This is a genomic window from Rhodococcus sp. NPDC058532 (genome assembly GCF_042719255.1).
In the GTDB taxonomy this organism is placed as follows: domain Bacteria; phylum Actinomycetota; class Actinomycetes; order Mycobacteriales; family Mycobacteriaceae; genus Rhodococcus_G.
Genome location: NZ_JBHXNU010000002.1, coordinates 84,574 through 101,484, shown reverse-complemented (window position 1 = coordinate 101,484; position 16,911 = coordinate 84,574). Strand labels below are relative to the sequence as shown.

At 68.7% G+C, this 16,911-nt stretch carries 16 protein-coding genes; 6 read left to right on the top strand and 10 right to left on the bottom strand.

Annotated elements, in window-relative coordinates; all coding sequences use genetic code 11:
* Positions 1-39: 39 nt before the first annotated feature.
* Positions 40-1,302 carry a DUF445 domain-containing protein gene (locus ACFWQG_RS03255; RefSeq protein ID WP_378506395.1) on the bottom strand — a complete coding sequence of 421 codons (1,263 nt, stop codon included), beginning with the start codon at positions 1,300-1,302 and terminating at the stop codon, positions 40-42.
* Between the two features lie 98 nt (positions 1,303-1,400).
* Here ACFWQG_RS03255 and ACFWQG_RS03250 point away from each other — a divergent pair, with 98 nt between their 5' ends.
* Entirely contained in the window at positions 1,401-2,150 is a 750-nt protein-coding gene (locus ACFWQG_RS03250) for a TetR/AcrR family transcriptional regulator (protein WP_378506152.1), read from the top strand.
* A gap of 49 nt (positions 2,151-2,199) precedes the next feature.
* Positions 2,200-3,057 (top strand): polyphosphate kinase 2 family protein, encoded by an 858-nt coding sequence (locus ACFWQG_RS03245; protein ID WP_378506151.1) that lies wholly within the window; start codon positions 2,200-2,202, stop codon positions 3,055-3,057.
* Positions 3,058-3,076: 19 nt separating this feature from the next.
* On the opposite strand, the gene ACFWQG_RS03240 is transcribed toward ACFWQG_RS03245, so the two are convergent.
* From ACFWQG_RS03240 to ACFWQG_RS03225, 4 genes are all read right to left on the bottom strand, one after another.
* On the bottom strand, positions 3,077-3,298 hold the full coding sequence (locus tag ACFWQG_RS03240) for a hypothetical protein (RefSeq protein WP_378506150.1): 222 nt from the start codon (positions 3,296-3,298) through the stop codon (positions 3,077-3,079).
* A 5-nt stretch (positions 3,299-3,303) separates the two neighbouring features.
* Complete coding sequence (locus ACFWQG_RS03235; RefSeq protein ID WP_378506149.1) at positions 3,304-3,558, bottom strand: hypothetical protein; 255 nt, start codon at positions 3,556-3,558, stop codon at positions 3,304-3,306.
* 94 nt (positions 3,559-3,652) lie between these two features.
* Positions 3,653-4,219, bottom strand: a complete 567-nt coding sequence (locus tag ACFWQG_RS03230) for a type 1 glutamine amidotransferase domain-containing protein (protein WP_378506148.1) — start codon at positions 4,217-4,219, stop codon at positions 3,653-3,655.
* A 124-nt stretch (positions 4,220-4,343) separates the two neighbouring features.
* On the bottom strand, positions 4,344-5,387 hold the full coding sequence (locus ACFWQG_RS03225; RefSeq protein WP_378506147.1) for an NAD(P)-dependent alcohol dehydrogenase: 1,044 nt from the start codon (positions 5,385-5,387) through the stop codon (positions 4,344-4,346).
* Between the two features lie 147 nt (positions 5,388-5,534).
* Here ACFWQG_RS03225 and ACFWQG_RS03220 point away from each other — a divergent pair, with 147 nt between their 5' ends.
* The gene (locus ACFWQG_RS03220) at positions 5,535-7,034 is read left to right on the top strand and encodes a cellulase family glycosylhydrolase (RefSeq protein WP_378506146.1); all 1,500 of its coding nucleotides are present in this window, start codon (positions 5,535-5,537) and stop codon (positions 7,032-7,034) included.
* 149 nt (positions 7,035-7,183) lie between these two features.
* On the opposite strand, the gene metE is transcribed toward ACFWQG_RS03220, so the two are convergent.
* The 3 genes from metE to aceA all read right to left on the bottom strand — a co-directional run bounded on the left by metE (position 7,184) and on the right by aceA (position 11,954).
* Positions 7,184-9,469, bottom strand: a complete 2,286-nt coding sequence (gene metE / locus ACFWQG_RS03215; RefSeq protein WP_378506145.1) for a 5-methyltetrahydropteroyltriglutamate--homocysteine S-methyltransferase — start codon at positions 9,467-9,469, stop codon at positions 7,184-7,186.
* A gap of 97 nt (positions 9,470-9,566) precedes the next feature.
* A complete protein-coding gene (locus ACFWQG_RS03210) occupies positions 9,567-10,463 on the bottom strand; it encodes a 3-hydroxybutyryl-CoA dehydrogenase (RefSeq protein WP_378506144.1) in 897 nt (298 codons plus the stop codon).
* A gap of 201 nt (positions 10,464-10,664) precedes the next feature.
* Positions 10,665-11,954, bottom strand: coding sequence for an isocitrate lyase (aceA, locus tag ACFWQG_RS03205; RefSeq protein WP_378506143.1), 1,290 nt, complete (start codon positions 11,952-11,954; stop codon positions 10,665-10,667).
* Between the two features lie 492 nt (positions 11,955-12,446).
* Here aceA and ACFWQG_RS03200 point away from each other — a divergent pair, with 492 nt between their 5' ends.
* Positions 12,447-12,728, top strand: coding sequence for an FmdB family zinc ribbon protein (locus ACFWQG_RS03200; protein ID WP_378506142.1), 282 nt, complete (start codon positions 12,447-12,449; stop codon positions 12,726-12,728).
* Between the two features lie 26 nt (positions 12,729-12,754).
* Positions 12,755-14,011 carry a formamidase gene (gene fmdA / locus ACFWQG_RS03195; protein ID WP_378506141.1) on the top strand — a complete coding sequence of 419 codons (1,257 nt, stop codon included), beginning with the start codon at positions 12,755-12,757 and terminating at the stop codon, positions 14,009-14,011.
* 207 nt (positions 14,012-14,218) lie between these two features.
* Here fmdA and ACFWQG_RS03190 read toward each other — a convergent pair whose 3' ends face one another.
* Together ACFWQG_RS03190 and ACFWQG_RS03185 are read right to left on the bottom strand one after the other, a co-directional pair.
* A complete protein-coding gene (locus tag ACFWQG_RS03190; protein ID WP_378506140.1) occupies positions 14,219-15,043 on the bottom strand; it encodes an ABC transporter permease in 825 nt (274 codons plus the stop codon).
* On the bottom strand, positions 15,040-16,035 hold the full coding sequence (locus ACFWQG_RS03185; RefSeq protein ID WP_378506139.1) for an ABC transporter ATP-binding protein: 996 nt from the start codon (positions 16,033-16,035) through the stop codon (positions 15,040-15,042). Before ACFWQG_RS03185 ends, ACFWQG_RS03190 begins: the two co-directional genes overlap by 4 nt.
* 61 nt (positions 16,036-16,096) lie before the next feature.
* Between ACFWQG_RS03185 and ACFWQG_RS03180 the strand changes: the two genes are divergently transcribed.
* Entirely contained in the window at positions 16,097-16,870 is a 774-nt protein-coding gene (locus tag ACFWQG_RS03180) for a TetR/AcrR family transcriptional regulator (RefSeq protein WP_378506138.1), read from the top strand.
* Positions 16,871-16,911: the final 41 nt, after the last annotated feature.

Here is a 16,911-nt window from a genome sequence, read left to right as displayed (position 1 = left end):
TAGCTCTTGCAAGCACTCGTGCTAGCAGGCGCGCTCACGTCACCCGAACAGCAGCTGCGACACCGTGTAGATCGCGAGACCCGCGAGCGCACCGACCACGGTGCCGTTGATCCGAATGAACTGCAGATCCCGCCCCACCTGCAGTTCGATCTTCCGGCTCGCCTCCTCGGCGTCCCATCGGGCGACGGTGTCGGTGATGATCGCGGTGATCTCGGTGGTGTAGTTCGCGGCGACGTAGCGCACGGCGGTGTCCAGCCAGCCGTCCACCTTCGCCCGCAGTTCCGGCTCGTCCCGCAGCCGCTCACCGAGACGGATCACCGTGTCCCTGGTCTTCCCGCGCAGCGCACTGTCGGGATCGTCGACCGATTCGAGGATCATCCGCTTGGCCACCTTCCACGCGGCCTCGGCCGCCCCGGTGACCTCCTTGCGGCCCATCAGTTCGGTCTTGATCTTCTCCGCCTTCGCCATCGTCGCGGGATCGTGCTGCAGGTCCTGCGCGAAATCGATCAGGAACCGGTTCGCGGCCACCCGCACCTCGTGGTCCGGGTTTGATCGCACCTTCCAGGTGAACTCGACGAGCTCGCGGTGGATCTTCTCGCCGAGCAGCAGGTCGACGAACTTCGGCGACCACGACGGGCTGTCGCGGTCGATGATCCGGTCGATCGTCGGCTGGCTGGCAAGGGCCCACTGGTGGGCCCGCTCCGCGAGCATGTCCAGCAGCGGCAGCTGCCGGTTGTCGGCGAGCAACTCCTCGAGGACCTTCCCGATCGGCGGTCCCCACGCGGGCTCCGCGATCCGGCGCACGATGGTGCTGTCGATGATCTGCTGCACGTCCTCGTCGCGCAGCACCCCGACGAAGGCGCGCAGCAGCGTCGCGGTCTCGGCAGCCACCCGCTCGGCATGGGTCGGCTCGGCCAGCCACGTGCCGACCCGCAACGGCACCTCCGCCGACCGCACCTTCTGCGACACCACGTCGGGCGCGAGGAAGTTCTCGCCGACGAAACTGCCGAGGCTCGACCCCAGCTGGTCCTTCTTCTTCTTGATGATCGCGGTGTGCGGGATCCGCAATCCGAGCGGATGCCGGAACAGCGCGGTCACCGCGAACCAATCCGCGAGCGCACCGACCATGCCCGCCTCGGACGCGGCCCGCACGTACCCCACCCACTCCCCCGCGCCCCGGGACTCCTGCCACCGGCAGAACAGGTACACCACGGTCGCGAACAGGAGAAAGCCCGTCGCCACCGCCTTCATTCGCCGCAGATCACGCCGCTTGGCCGCGTCGTCGACGCTCAACAACTGCATCACCTCGACAATTGTGCCGAAATTCGGCGAGTCACCGGGGAGGACCGGCTCCGCGCGGGGCGTGCGCCGTAAGCTGAACCGAAGATCGATCTGAACGGATGTGGCATACACCAGTGTCGAACAAGACAGCCCCCGACGCCGCCGAGGCCGCCGGCTCCGCACCCGAGGCGAAGGCGGAGAAGCCCGACGGGCGCAAGCGCCGCTGGCGCGAGCACAAGATCGCGCGCCGGGAGGAGCTGGTCGACGGCACCCTCGCCGCGATCCGGGCCCGTGGCCGCGAGGTCGGGATGGACGAGATCGCCTCTGAGATCGGCGTCTCGAAGACCGTCCTCTACCGCTACTTCAACGACAAGAACGATCTCACCAGCGCGACGATGACCCGCTGGGTGGAGACGGTCCTCGCCCCCCGCATGTACGCGGCGATCGGCGCCGACATGGACGAGTACGCGCTCGTCCGGGTCGCGATCACCGCCTACGTGGAGACGGTCGCCGAGGACACCGAGGTGTACCTCTACGTGATGGCGAACAGTTCCGGAGCCAGCCGTGACGTGGTCGCCGAGTCGGAGCGGATGATCGCCGAGGCGCTGTCCGCCGTCCTCGGGCTGAAGCTGCGGCAGATGGAGATGGATTCCGGTGGCGCGCTGCCGTGGGCGTACGGCATCGTCGGCGCCGTCCAGCTGGCCACCCACTGGTGGATCTCGAACCGGTCGATGACCGCGGAGGATCTGATCGACTACCTGGCGATGATGACGTGGGGTGGGGTGACCGGGATCGCCGCGGTCGCCGGCTCGCCGGCACGCTTCAAGTCCGTTCCGCACCCGCTGCTCGAGGAGCGGGACGGCCTCTAGATCCGCGCCGTTCCCGCCGAATGCGCGCGCCGAATGGCAGAGTCGCGGCATGGGCACGAGCGAGGGCTGGCAGGTTCCGGCAACCGAGGCGCTGCGCGTCACGTCCGACACCCGGGTCGCCGACCTGGACACGAACGGCATGCCCGGCTTCGCGGGCAACAAGACGCTGGGTGAGCGTCTCCTCGAGGAGCGTGGGGCCGTCCTGTCCGGCCTGCAGGAGAAGCTCTTCGCGAACGGCCGCAGCTCCGACGAGCACCGGTCGGTGCTGCTGATCCTGCAGGGCATGGACACCGCGGGCAAGGGCGGGATGATGCGCCACGTGATCGGGCACGTGGACCCGCAGGGCGTCGATCACGCCTCGTTCGGGGTACCGACCGCCGAGGAGAAGCGGCACCACTACCTGTGGCGGGTCAGGAAGGAACTGCCCCGCAGGGGGCAGATCGGCGTCTTCGACCGCTCCCACTACGAGGACGTGCTGGTGGTGCGGGTCCACGACCTGGTTCCGCCGGGCGAGTGGGAGCCCCGCTACGACGAGATCAATCAGTTCGAACGGGACCTGGTCGAGTCCGGAACCACGCTGGTGAAGGTCGCGATGTTCGTCTCGCTCGACGAGCAGAAGAAGCGGCTCTCCGAGCGGCTGGAACGTCCGGACAAGCACTGGAAGTACAACCCGGGCGACGTCACCGAACGCGGCTTCTGGCCCGAGTACCGGGAGGCGTACCAGGCGATGCTGGACCGCACCTCGACCGAGCATGCCCCGTGGTACGCGGTGCCGTGCGACCGGAAGTGGTACAGCCGCCTCGCCGTCACCGAACTGTTGATCGACGCGCTGGAACGGCTGGACCTCGACTGGCCCGCCGCCAACTTCGACGTCGAGACCGAGAAGCGTCGCCTGGCGCGGTCCTGACCTGCGCCCGGCAGACCGGTCAGGGGAAGTGCGGCACGTCCAGGCCCAGCTTGCGGTCGTGCCGGACGGTCCCGCCGACGACGGTGACCGCAGTCGCGACCGTGAGCAGGAATACCCCGCCCGCGAGCGCCGCCCAGCCGCCGTACCCGCTGCCCGCCGCGACGAGGAACGTCCCCATCGAGATGACGGCCAACAGGGCGCACGCGAACCCCACCCAGCCAGCAACGATGTTCAGGCTCATACGGATCACTCCTTGACCGGCCACGCGGTTCCGCCCGGCAGCGGGAACCGCGGCGTATGCCGACGCTGTCTGTGGTCGTGGCGCACCGCGCCTCCGACCAGTCCGAGGCCGACCGCGACGGCGATCATGAACACCACCGCGGCGATCACCGCCCAGCCGGCGTAGCCCGATGCCGCCGCGACGACGGCCATCGCGAGGCTGATGACGGCGATGAGTCCGAGCGCGTAGCCAGCCCATTCGGAGAACAGATGCAGCTTCATCGTTCCTACCTCCTCGTCGCGAGGTTCGGCTGGTGTGACCGACGCTACGCCCGGTTGCCCGCCCGCGACAGGGCCCGCCGCCGCGGGCGGAACCTCACGCCCGGCCGATGAGCTCGGGGTGCTGGGTGAACTTGCCGACCAGCGCGTTGCAGAAGCAGCCGAGGTCGAGCAGGCCGCGGCTGGTGACCAGGTTCCGGTCGACGACGACCTTCTCGTTCACGTGCGTGCCCCCCGCGTTGACGATGTCGGTGCGCAGGCTGGGCCAGCTGGTGAGGGTCCGGCCGTCGACGACCCTCGCTTCGATGAGCAGCCAGGGTCCGTGCCCGATCGCGGCGACCGGTTTGCCGATGTGCATGAAGTGCCGCACGAACGCCACCGCGTGGTCGTCGGTGCGCAGTCGGTCCGGACCGAGCGTTCCGCCCGGCAGGATCAGCGCGTCGTAGTCGTCGACGTCGGCCCGGCCGACGAGCAGATCCACCGGGAACCGGTCGCCGAGCATCACGTCGGCGCGGTACGCCTGGATCTCGCCCGGCGCGATCGAGAGCAGCGCGGTGCGGCCGCCCGCCTCCTCGACTGCGCGGCGGGTCTCGGTCAGTTCGTCCTGTTCGACCCCGTCCGCGGCAAGCACCGCCACCCGGCGTCCGTGAAGTTGCTGGCCCATCGCCCCGACCCTTCATGCTGTGACCTACATCACGAGTATGACCCCTCGGCGGGCGATGCGGCTACGCCGCCCGTGCGCGATTCTCACCCCAATAGGGGTACGAATCACGCACGGTTCGCCCGGGTCAGAACGTCGCCGCGTCGATGACGAAGCGGTAGCGGACGTCGCTGCGCAGCACCCGGTCGTACGCCTCGTTGATCCGGTCCGCGGCGATGACCTCGATCTCTGCGGCGATGCCGTGCTCGGCGCAGAAGTCCAGCATCTCCTGGGTCTCGCGGATGCCGCCGACGTTGGAGCCTGCGAGGCTGCGCCGGTTGCCGGCGAGGGAGAAGCCGCGCAGGGTCAGTGGCTGCTCGGGCAGCCCGAGCATGACGAGGGTGCCGTCGAGCGCGAGCGTCCCGAGGTAGGCGTCGAGGTCGAGGTTGACCGACACGGTGTTGAGAATCAGGTCGAAGCTGGCGCGCAACTCCTTGAAGACCGCCGGGTCGGCGGTCGCGCGGTAGTGATCGGCGCCGAACCGCAGCCCGTCCTCCCGCTTCGACAGCGACTGACTGAGCACGGTGACCTCGGCGCCCATCGCGTGCGCGATCTTGACACCGACGTGCCCGAGCCCGCCCATCCCGACGATCGCGACCCGCGTGCCGGGCCCGGCGTTCCAGTGCCGCAACGGCGAATACAGGGTGATCCCGGCGCACAGCAGCGGCGCCGCGACATCGAGGGCGAGACCGTCCGGCACGGACACCACGAAACGTTCGGTGACGACGATGTGCGTCGAGTAGCCGCCCTGCGTGACCAGCCCGTCCTCCCGGCCGACGGAGTTATAGGTCGCGGTGACCCGGTTGGCGCAGTACTGCTCCTCGCCCGCCGCGCAGGGCGCGCAGGTGCCGCACGAGTCCACGAAACAGCCGACCCCGACGCGGTCGCCGACCCGGTGCCGGGTCACGTCGACGCCGACGCCCGTGACGATCCCGGTGATCTCGTGTCCCGGCACGACGGGATAGCGGGTGCCGCCCCACTCGTTGCGGGCGGTGTGGATATCGGAGTGGCAGATGCCCGCGTACTTGATCTCGATGAGGACGTCGAGCGGACCGAGGTCGCGGCGCTCGATGGAGGTCTTCTCGAGCGGGGCGTCGGGGGCGGTCGCGGCGAATGCGGAGACGGTGAGCATGCCCCTATGTCTATCCCCGCACCGGAGCCGTGCGCAACGCGGACCCCATGGGTGATTCGTCCGATTTCCCAACGAAACGCCGCCGCGGTGAGTAGCCTCGCCTGAACTGAACGAACGTCCAACTACAGAGTCGGGTCAAGGAGTCTGATGCGCAGGCCATCCTCCCTCGGGGCAGCGGCGATCGCGGTCGCGGCGCTGTTCACCACCACCGCCCCCGCGACCGCAGCGGAGCCACCCCCGCCCTCCACCCGGATCCACGTCGAGGGTCGCGACTTCGTCGACGAGTTCGGGCGGACCATGCTGCTGCACGGCGTCAACAACGTCGACAAGGATCCGCCGTACGTGATCCCCGGCGACGGCCTCACCCTCACCGCGGCGGACGCGGACCTGCTGGCCGGGTACGGCTTCAACACCGTGCGACTCGGCGTCGAGTTCGAGGCGCTGATGCCCGAGCGGGGGGTGCTCGACACCGACTACCTCGATCGCCTGGTCGGCGTCGCGGATGTGCTCGCCGAGCGCGGCCTGCACGTGCTGTTCGACAACCACCAGGACTCGCTCGGAAAACCATGGGGCGGGAACGGCTTTCCCGCCTGGTCGATCGAGTCCCGGCCGCGACCCGGCGAACCGAACCCCGGATTCCCGATGAACTACCTGATGCCGAGCATGCTGGCCGGGTGGGACGAGGTGTGGAACAACCGGGGCGGCGTCCTCGACCATCTGGGCACCGCGCTGGCGGCGCTCGCCGACCGGGTCGACGGCAAGCCCGGCGTGCTCGGGATCGAGGTGCTGAACGAGCCGTGGCCGGGCACCCCCTTCCTGACCTGCTTCCCTCGCGGCTGCCCCGACTTCGACCGCAAGTACCAGGCGGCCATGCAGCGGGTCACCGACCACATCCGCGCGGTCAGCCCGACGATCCCGGTGTTCTGGGAGCCGAACGTGACCTGGAACCAGGCGATGCCGAGCTTCCTCGGCGACCCCCCGATCGCGGACCCGAACATCGCGATGTCGGTGCACGACTACTGCATCCCCAGTCAACTGAGCATCTACGGCGGCGTGCTCGGCGGCGCGACGGCGGCCTGCCCGGTCCAGTACGACACGACCTGGCGGAACATCGATGCGCTGCGCGACCGGACCGACCGGCCGCTGCTGGTGACCGAGTTCGGGGACGTGGATCCGGAAATGTTGTCGGCAACGACATCCCGCGCCGACGATCGCTTCGTCGGGTGGCACTACTGGCACTACTCGTCCCGGTTCGGTCCCACCCCGAGGCCCGACCCGTTCACCGGTGAGACCGGACGGCAACTGGTGCGCACCTATCCTCGTGCGACGGCGGGAACCCCAGGCAGGCTTCAGTTCAACCCCGACGGCGGCGACTTCCGGTACACCTATACCGCGGCGGCGTCCGCGGCCCCCACCGAGATCTACACCTCCCCCCTGCACTACCCCGACGGGTACCTGGCGACCGTCGAGGGCGGCGAAATCACCTCCGCACCCGACGCCCGCCTCGTCACGGTGCGGGCGACTCCCGGTGCAACGGTGACGGTGTCGATCCACCGGCCGGACTCCGACGGCACCGATCTGCCCGGCACGACGAGCAGCACCGACGGTCTGTTCGCAGGCAGCCTGTCGGGATCCGCGGGCAGCTGACCGGTCTCGACACAGAAAGGCCCCGAACCGACATCGGTTCGGGGCCTTTCCATCCCAGACGACGGTGCAGTCTGGGCCCCTCGAAGCGCTCCGTCCGTGGCCGCGACCACTCACGGGCCACGGACGGCAGCGCACGACTTGTCGCGGCGTCACCCCTGCTCGGCCGCCCGGCGCCGCAATCGGCGCGCCGCGGCGACGAGGTTCCGCAGGGACGGCTCGAGCTGCCAGTAGTGGCGGGTCTTGAGGCCACCGTCCGGGTTCGCCCACAACCGGTCCAGGTCCACCGACTCCGCGGCCTCGGTGAGCAGGTCATCGAGTTCGTCGATGTCCGGGATGCGGGCGGAACGGGACTCGTACACGCCCGGGCCGACGCCGTGGGTCAGCTTGCGCTCCTTGATCGCGTCGAGCACCCACCCGATCGACCGGGTCGCCACGATCGCGGTGACGTCGCAGTCCATCCGCTCGATCGCGTCCACCACCTCGGCGCGGCTGGTGTACGTCAGGTGCGTGTGGATCTGCGTCTCCGGCTTCGCACCGCCGGTCGCGAGTCGGAACGCGTCGACCGCCCATCCGAGGTATTCGGATCGGCCACCGGCCCGCAGCGGCAACAGTTCCCGGACCGCGGGCTCGTCGACCTGGATGATTGCGATGCCCGCCGCCTCCAGGTCGGCGACCTCGTCGCGGATCGCCAACGCCAGCTGGTCGGCGGTCTCGTGCAGCGGCTGATCCTGCCGAACGAACGAGCGCGCCAGCATCGTCACCGGACCGGTCAGCATGCCCTTGACCGGGCGATCGGTCAGCGACTGCGCGTACCCGATCCACTCGACCGTCATCGGACCGCGACGCCGGACGTCGCCGTAGAGGATCGGCGGACGCACACAGCGCGACCCGTACGCCTGCACCCAGCCGTTGTGGGTGAACGCGAATCCGTCCATCAGCTCCGCGAAGTACTGGATCATGTCGTTGCGCTCGTGCTCACCGTGCACGAGGACGTCGAGACCGATGTCCTCCTGCAGGCGGATGGTGCGCTCGATCTCTTCCTGGATGCGCTTGACGTAGTCCGGGTATTCGAGACGGCCCTGCCCGAGGTCGTACCGCACCTTGCGGATCTCGTCGGTCTGCGGGAACGATCCCAGCGTGGTCGCGGGCACCAGTGGCAGGTCCAGCCGGGCCTGCTGCGCGACCCGCCGCTCCTCGTAGGGTGCCCGAACCCGGTGTTCGGGCCGGATCGCGTTGACCCGGGACCGGACCTCGTGCTTCTGCTTGAAGTGCACCGACGTCGGCTTCTTCCGCCACCGCTCGGATGGGCCCTCGGTCAGTGCCTTCGCGAGCGACACCACCTCGCCGACCTTCTGCTTCGCGAACGCCATCCGGTCCGCGACGTCGCCGTCGAGGTCCCATTCGGCGAGCACGTCGTAGGGCACGTGCATCAGCGAACACGAGGTCGAGACGACCAGGTCGGGGATCACATCCTTGAGCTGTGACAGGTAGGTCAGGGTCACGAAATTGTCTGCGCGCCAGACGTTCCGGCCGTTGACAACGCCTGCGTAGAGCCGCTTGCGCTTGAGGCCGGGGATTGTCGCGAGCTCGTCCGCCTTCATCTTGCCGTACACCAGGTCGAGACCGATGGCCTCGATCGAGGTGCCTGCGAGAATCGTCAGCGCCTCCCCGAGATTGCCGTACGGACCGGTGACCAGGATCCGCGGTCGCAGCGGCGCGTGGGCGAGCGTCCTGTACGCACGCTCGAGTGCGGCCAGTTCCGCGGCGCTGCGGTCCTGGGTGAACATCGGTTCGTCCAGCTGGACGCAGGTGGCGCCCGCCTTCGCAAGGAGCTCGAACAGCGCCTCGTACTGCGGGAGCAGCGAGTCGAGCAGGTCGAGGGGCGAGAACCCTTCCCCCGCACCCGGTCCCACCTTGGACAGCAGCAGCAGCGAGACCGGGCCGAGCACCACCGGTCGCAGCTCGATGCCGCGCTCCTTGGCGCGCTCGAACTCGTCCATCAGCGCGTCCGCGTGCAACGAGAAGGCGGTGTCCGCATCGAGTTCGGGCTGACGGTAGTAGTAGTTGGTGTCCACGAACCGGACCAGCTCGAGCGGCGGGAAGTCCGGCCTGCCGCGTGCCATCGTGAAGTAGAAGTCCAGCTCGTCGAGCTCACCCTGCAGCGGCGCGAACCGCGCGGGGACCGCACCGAACAGCAGTGCATTGTCGAGGACGTGGTCGTAGTAGGAGAAGGTGTTGCCGGGGACCTGCGTCAAACCGGTCGCGGCCAGTTCACTCCAGGTCTGCTCCTGGAGTTCACGCCCGACCTCGATCAGCTCGGCCTGGGTGGACCGGCCGTGCCAGTACGCCTCCAGGGCCCGCTTGAGTTCACGTCGGGGTCCGATCCGGGGGTAGCCCAGGACGCTGGAACCGTAGGTAGCTGCGCTGCGTGACATTCGTGTCGACCCTTCCGTGATGCGCTTCGCGCCCGTGCGTGATTTTCACCCCGGCTGGGGTAAAAATCACTCACGGGCGCCGAAGGTGCTTGGGTGGCTAGCTGGCCTTCTTGGCGACGCGCCCGTTCTCGCCGTACTCGTAGAAGCCGCGGCCTGCCTTCTTGCCGACCAGGCCTGCCTCGACCATCCGCTGCAGCAACGGCGGGGCCGAGTACAGCGGCTCCTTGAACTCCTCGTACATGGAGTCGGCGATCGACTTGACGGTGTCGAGGCCGACCAGGTCGGTCAGCGCGAGCGGCCCCATCGGGTGTGCGCAGCCGAGGACCATCGTCTTGTCGATGTCCTCCTTGGTGGCGAACCCGGATTCAACCATGCGGACCGCCGAGAGCAGGTACGGCACCAGCAGCGCGTTCGCGATGAAGCCTGCGCGGTCACTGGACCGCACGACCTGCTTGCCGAGGATCTCGCTCGCGAACGCCTCCGCCCGCTCGGAGACGGCGGCGCCGGTCTTGAGCGTGGTGACCAGCTCGACGAGCGGAAGCACCGGGACCGGGTTGAAGAAGTGCATTCCGATGACCCGCTCGGGGTGGTTGGTGGTGATGCCGAGCTTCATGATCGGGATGGAGGAGGTGTTGGACGCGAGGACCGCGTTCGGGTCGGTGACGATCTGGTCGAGCTCGGTGAAGATCGCGCTCTTGACCTTCTCGTCCTCGACGACGGCCTCCACGACGAGCTGCCGGTCGGCGAAGTCGCCGAGGTCGGAGGTGAATCGCAGCCGCCAGGCGGCCTGTTCGCGCTCCCGCTCGGTGATCTTCCCGCTGCTCACGCCGCGGTCGAGCGAGCGCAAAATGCGCGCGCGTCCGGCGGCAGCGAGTTCGCGGGTCTGCTCGTACACCAGGACGTCGACATGTGCGCGGGCGCACACCTCGGCGATTCCGGCGCCCATCTGTCCGGCGCCGATCACGCCGACGCGCTGAATCTTTTCGCTGGTCACGTCAGCTCCTCATCGTGTGGTGGATCGTCATCGTCATGAAGCAGGTCGTGCTGGATGTCTCGCGGTTGTCCAGCCCCGCCGCGAGGCCCGGGCTGTGGGCCCCGCGGCGGGGTGAACGGTGAGTCGGTCAACCGTTGCGAGGGCGCCGGGGGAAGCGCCATCGCGGTGACACGGGAGGTTCCCTGGGGAACCAGCCGGTTCCTAGTGGAACTGGCCCTCCTCGGTGGAGCCCTTCAGGGCCGCCGTGGAGGTGTTCGGGTCGACAGTGGTGGCGATGCTGTCGAAGTAGCCGGCGCCAACCTCACGCTGGTGCTTGACGGCGGTGAAGCCACGCTCGGCAGCGGCCTTGAACTCGCGCTCCTGCAGGTCGACGAACGCGGTCATGCCCTCGCGGGCGTAGCCGTGCGCCAGGTCGAACATGCCGTAGTTGAGCGAGTGGAAGCCAGCGAGGGTGATGAACTGGAACTTGAAGCCCATCGCACCGAGCTCACGCTGGAACTTCGCGATGGTCGCGTCGTCCAGGTGCGCCTTCCAGTTGAAGGACGGCGAGCAGTTGTAGGCCAGCAGCTGGTCCGGGAACTCACTGCGGACGGCCTCGGCGAACTGCTTCGCGACCTCGAGGTCCGGCACGCCGGTCTCCATCCAGATCAGGTCGGAGTACGGCGCGTACGCCTTGGCGCGGGCGATGCAGGGCTCGATGCCGTTCTTGATGCCGTAGAAGCCCTCGGCGGTGCGGGTGCCGTCGAGGAACGGGCGGTCGCGCTCGTCCACGTCGGAGGTGATCAGCGTTGCGGCCTCGGCGTCGGTGCGGGCGATGACGACCGTCGGGACGTCGGCAACGTCGGCCGCGAGGCGGGCGGAGGTCAGGGTGCGGATGTGCTGCTGGGTGGGGATGAGCACCTTGCCACCGAGGTGGCCGCACTTCTTCTCCGACGCGAGCTGGTCCTCCCAGTGCGAACCGGCGACGCCAGCCGCGATCATGGCCTTCTGCAGCTCGTAGACGTTGAGGGCACCGCCGAAGCCTGCCTCGCCGTCGGCGACGATCGGGGCGAGCCAGTTGTCGACGGAGGTGTCACCCTCGACCTTGGCGATCTCGTCGGCGCGCAGCAGCGCGTTGTTGATGCGACGAACCACCTGCGGCACCGAGTTGGCCGGGTAGAGGCTCTGGTCCGGGTAGGTGTGGCCGGACAGGTTCGCGTCACCGGCGACCTGCCAACCGGACAGGTAGATGGCCTTGAGGCCGGCGCGGACCTGCTGCACGGCCTGGTTGCCGGTGAGGGCGCCGAGGGAGTTGATGTAGTCCTCGTTGTTGACGAGGTCCCAGAGGATCTCGGAGCCGCGCCGGGCGAGGGTGGCTTCCTCGACAACGGAGCCCTGGAGCTTCACAACCTGCTCGGCGGTGTAGTTGCGGGTGACGCCCTTCCAGCGAGGGTTGGTGTCCCAATCCTTCTGGATCTCAGCTGCGGTCTTCGGGGTGCCGGTGGTCGACATCAAGACTCCACTCTCTCTGCTGCCTTTCGGGGACTGCGCTTCCAGTACGTCTGTACGGCTTCGCATCCTTGCCAGGCCCTTCCTGTGTACGTATCGAGAGTGGCACACGCGGAAACCCCCGTCTACCTGTTGCAAATGCCAACCTTCGCTAGCTTTTCAAATCCACTTGCCAACTTTGCAAAGAACGCCACGCCGATTGACACAGGTTCTAGCGCGGGGAAAGTTACCGCCAAGTAGCAAATCCGCAGGCCGCGGCCCCGCCGGGCGCGCGTGCCGCGCGGCACCCCGGGTCCGCCCCGCCGCCCCGTTGCGCCACGACACTCACCGCCCCCGGAGGCCAACTGTGAGTGCAGTCACCGTCGGTGCGCCTTTGCAGGTCGGCGAACCCGGACTCCGCGGCGGCCCCGGCCGTGTCGCACCCCGCCTCGATCCGCGTCGACCGTTAGCGTGGCGTCCAACGTGCACCCCCGACGATCGCGGAGTGTGAGGCCCATGCCGCTGTACGAATTTCGATGCCCCGACTGCGGACCGTTCGAGCAGTCCCACCCAATGACGGCCGTCCCCGCCGCGACCGGGTGCATCGAGTGCGACGGCCCGGCACCTCGCCGGGTCTCCGCGCCCCGCCTCGGGCACCTCGGGTCGCCCGAGATGGCGCTGCTCGACCGCACCGCACGCTCCGCCCACGAACCGGACACGGTGTCCGCGCCGCCGCCCCGCCGTCGCAGCACACCGATGTCGACGGACCCACGCCACCGGACACTGCCACGCCCGTAGAACCGTTCGTCGTTGGAAGGAGAACCATGCCCGAACTGCTGTTCCCGCTCGATTCCACGAGGAAGTTCACCGATCAGGCGATCGTCGGCCACAACCGGTGGCACCCGGACATTCCGGCCGCCGTCACCGTCAAACCGGGCGACGCATTCCGGGTGCACTGCCGGGAGTGGTTCGACGGCGCCATCCGCAACGACGATTCCGCCGACGACATCCGCGACGCCCCGCTGACCACCGTGCACACCCTGTCGGGACCGTTCGCGGTCGAGGGCGCCCGGCCGGGCGACCTGCTGATCGTCGACATCCTGGACATCGGGCCGATCCCGCAGGAGGATGCCGGTCCGCTCGCCGGCCAGGGCTGGGGATACACCGGCATCTTCTCCCGCGGCAACGGTGGCGGCTTCCTCACCGAGCAGTTCCCGGACGCGTACAAGGCGGTCTGGGACTTCGCGGGCCAGACCGCGACCTCGCGGCATGTGCCGCACGTGAAGTTCACCGGCATCGTCCACCCCGGGTTGATGGGGACCGCGCCGTCGGCAGCGCTGCTGGCGAAGTGGAACGCGCGCGAGGGGGCCCTGATCGCCACCGACCCGGACCGGGTTCCGCCGTTGGCGCTTCCGCCCGAACCGAGGGACGCGGTGCTGGGGTCGCTGCCCGCAGGCGAGTTCGATCGGGTCGCGGGCGAGGCGGCGCGCACGGCCCCGCCGCGGGAGAACGGCGGGAACCAGGACATCAAGAACCTCACCAAGGGCAGTCGTGTCTTCTATCCGGTGTTCGTGGACGGGGCGAACCTGTCGGTCGGCGACCTGCACTTCTCCCAGGGCGACGGGGAGATCACGTTCTGCGGCGCCATCGAGATGGGCGGCTTCATCGACCTGCGCGTCGATCTGATCAGGGGCGGGATGGATACCTACGGGGTCTCCGAGAACGCGATCTTCATGCCCGGCAACACCGACCCGCAGTATTCGGAGTGGTTGGCGTTCTCCGGGACGTCGGTGACCCTCGACGGCGAGCAGCGCTACCTCGACTCGCACCTGTCGTACCAGCGGGCCTGCCTGCACGCGATCGACTACCTGACCAAGTTCGGATACAGCCCCGAGCAGGCGTACCTGTTGCTCGGGGCCGCCCCGATCGAGGGCAGGCTGTCCGGCGTCGTTGACGTGCCGAACTCCTGCTCGACGGTGTACCTGCCGACCGCGATCTTCGACTTCCCGGTGGCGCCGTCCGCGGCCGGGCCGGTGCAGATCGACCCGGGCATCGGGGCACCGCGTTCGGAAAACCGCTGACGGGTCCGCTTTCCGCACCCCGCAACACCCCTGTGCACACGGGGCCTCCAGCACGCACACCCCCACTGCACGCCCAACACCCCTGCGCACCCCGCAACACCCCTGTGCACACGGGGCCTCCAGCACGCACACCCCCACTGCACGCCCAACACCCCTGCGCACGACGGAAAATCCGTGTGCACAGGGGTGTTGGGAGCGAACTCGGGATCAGATGGTGCGCTTGACCGCGCGGATCCCGACCCACAGCCCGACCGCACAGGTCACGGCCGCGGCGACGAATCCCCACGCGACGTCGGCGTCCCACATCGTTCCGGTGAACAGTGCCCGCTCGGCATCGACGATGTAGGTCAGCGGGTTCACCTTCGACACCGCCTGCATCCAGCCGGGCCCGGCCTCCAGCGGCAGCATCATGCCCGCAAGGAGCAGCAGCGGGAAGATCACCGACTGCTGCACACCCCAGAACACCCACTCCCGGTTCTTCGAGGCGAGACCGAGCGCGTAGGACAGCGCGCCGAGCCCGATCCCGAAGACACCGAGGATGAGCAGTCCGACGAGCACGTGCAGCGGGTAGAAGACCAGCCCGAACGGGATCGCGACGACGGTGATCAGCAGCGCCTGGGCGACGAGCGGCGCGAACTCCTTGAGCGCCCGCCCCACCAGGATCGAGGACCGGTCCAGTGGGGTCGCGAGGATCCGCTCGTACGCCCCGGTCATCAACTCGTACAGCAGGTTTCCGCCGACCATCCCGGTGCCGAAGATCGCGATCATCACGAGCACGCCGGGCAGGAACCACTGCAGCGCCGATTCGCCGTCGATGCCGCCCGCGCCGAGCATCCCGTCCAGCAGCGGCCCGAACAGGCCGAGGAACACCAGCGGCTGCAGCAGCGAGAAGATCAGTGTGAACGGGTCGCGCAGCACGACGAGGATCTCGCGGGTGAACACCGCCCCGGTGTCGTGGAACCACTTGCCCAGCCGCGAGCGTTCCGGAAGCGTCTCGGGCTCCGCCGCGATCCGGTTGATCACCTCGGTCATGCCGCCTCCTCGCGCAGGGACCGTCCGGTCAGGTTCAGGAACACGTCGTCGAGCGACGCGGGCTTGACGTCGGTGGACGCGACGGGCACGCCAGCCGAGTCGAGGGTCCGCAGCAGCGGCGGCACCAGTTCCGGACCGTTGTGGGTGGTGAGGGCGAGCCGCACCGCGCCGGTGTCGGTGACCGTCTCGGTGACGCCGGTGACGTCGGACGGGAGCACCGACCGCGCGGCGGCGACACCCTCACCCGCGGCCACCTCGATGGTCACGACGTCGTCGGCGAAGTCGCGTTTGAGCACCGCCGGAGTCGCGTCGGCGATGACGGTGCCGTTGTCGATCAACACGATCCGCTCGGCCATCGCGTCGGCCTCGTCGAGATAATGCGTGGTGAGGAGCAGCGTCATCGCGTTCTCCTCCCGCAGCCGCAGCACGTGCTCCCACAGGTTGGCCCGCGCGTGCGGGTCGAGGCCGGTGGTCGGCTCGTCGAGGAACAGCAACCGCGGGTGGTTCATCAGTCCCATCGCGACGTCGAGCCGTCTGCGCTGACCGCCGGACAGCGACTGCACCGTTCGCTTCTCCATCCCGGTGAGTTCGAGCGCCTCGAGCAGGTCGGCGGCGCGGCGGCGGGCGACCTCACCCGGCACCGAGTAGAACCGCGCCTGATTGCGCAGCTCGTCCCCCACCCGGTACGAGTAGCCGCCCGCGTTGCCCTGCCCGACGTATCCGATGCGGGCCCGGACCTCGGCCGGCCTGCGCACCACGTCACATCCCGCCACCTCCGCGGTGCCGGAGGTGGGGCTCAGCACCGAGGTGAGCATCCGCATCGTGGTGGACTTCCCGGCCCCATTCGGCCCGAGGAAGGCCACCAGTTCCCCCTGCTGGACGTCGAGGTCGATGCCCTTGACCGCCTCGACGGTCTCCTTCTTGCGACGAAAGGTCTTCGTGAGCCCCCTCGCCCGAATCGCGTTTTCCGTACGGCGTACCGATTCAGTCACGGGATTTACGGTACGCTGCACGAGAAATCCGTGCAAGGCAGTTTCCAGAGGAGATCCACCCGTGGGCGAGACCAACGAACCCGCCGCCGCGTCGCACGCCCCCGCGGACAACCGACGGTTCGCCGTCCTCTGGGCCCCGCCCGCGCCGACACCCCGGCGGGGTCGACCGGCCCGGGTGAACCGCGCCCAGGTGGTGGACGCCGCGGTCGGGGTTGCCGACGAGAAGGGCCTGGACGCGGTCTCGATGCGGTCGGTGGCCCGCGCGCTCGGCGTCGGCACGATGACGCTGTACTCGCACGTCCCGGCCCGCGAACACCTGGTCGACGCGATGATCGACCGCGCATACGCCGACTTTCCGCTCCCCGACCCGACGCTGACCTGGCGGCCGGCACTCGAGGCGTACGCGCACGGCCTCTTCACCCTGCTGCGGGCGCACCCCTGGCTCTTGACGGTGAACACCTGGCGAATGCCGTTGGCGCCACACGTCTTCGACGCGGAAGAGGCAGGCTACCGCATCCTCATCGACACCGGCCTGACCCCGCGCCAGGTGATCGAGACGGTCGCCATCGTGAACCAGGCGGTGTCCGGGTTCGCGCGCGGCGCCGCCGCGGAGGATGCCGACACCCGCGCGCAGGGTACGGACTACGAGACGTACTGGGCTCCCCAAAACGACTTCTGGACCAACACCTTCGACCCCGCCCGGTACCCGACGCTGACCCACCTGTGGACCGTCGGCGCGTTCGACGACGCCGCAACCCCGTTCGACCTGCGCATCGGCGCATTGCTCGACACGATCGAACTGCTCATCGACCGGATGGGCAGCACCAACAGCTAAGAGTGCAAACCCCTCCTTGCGAAGGTTGGGGGTACGTCCTA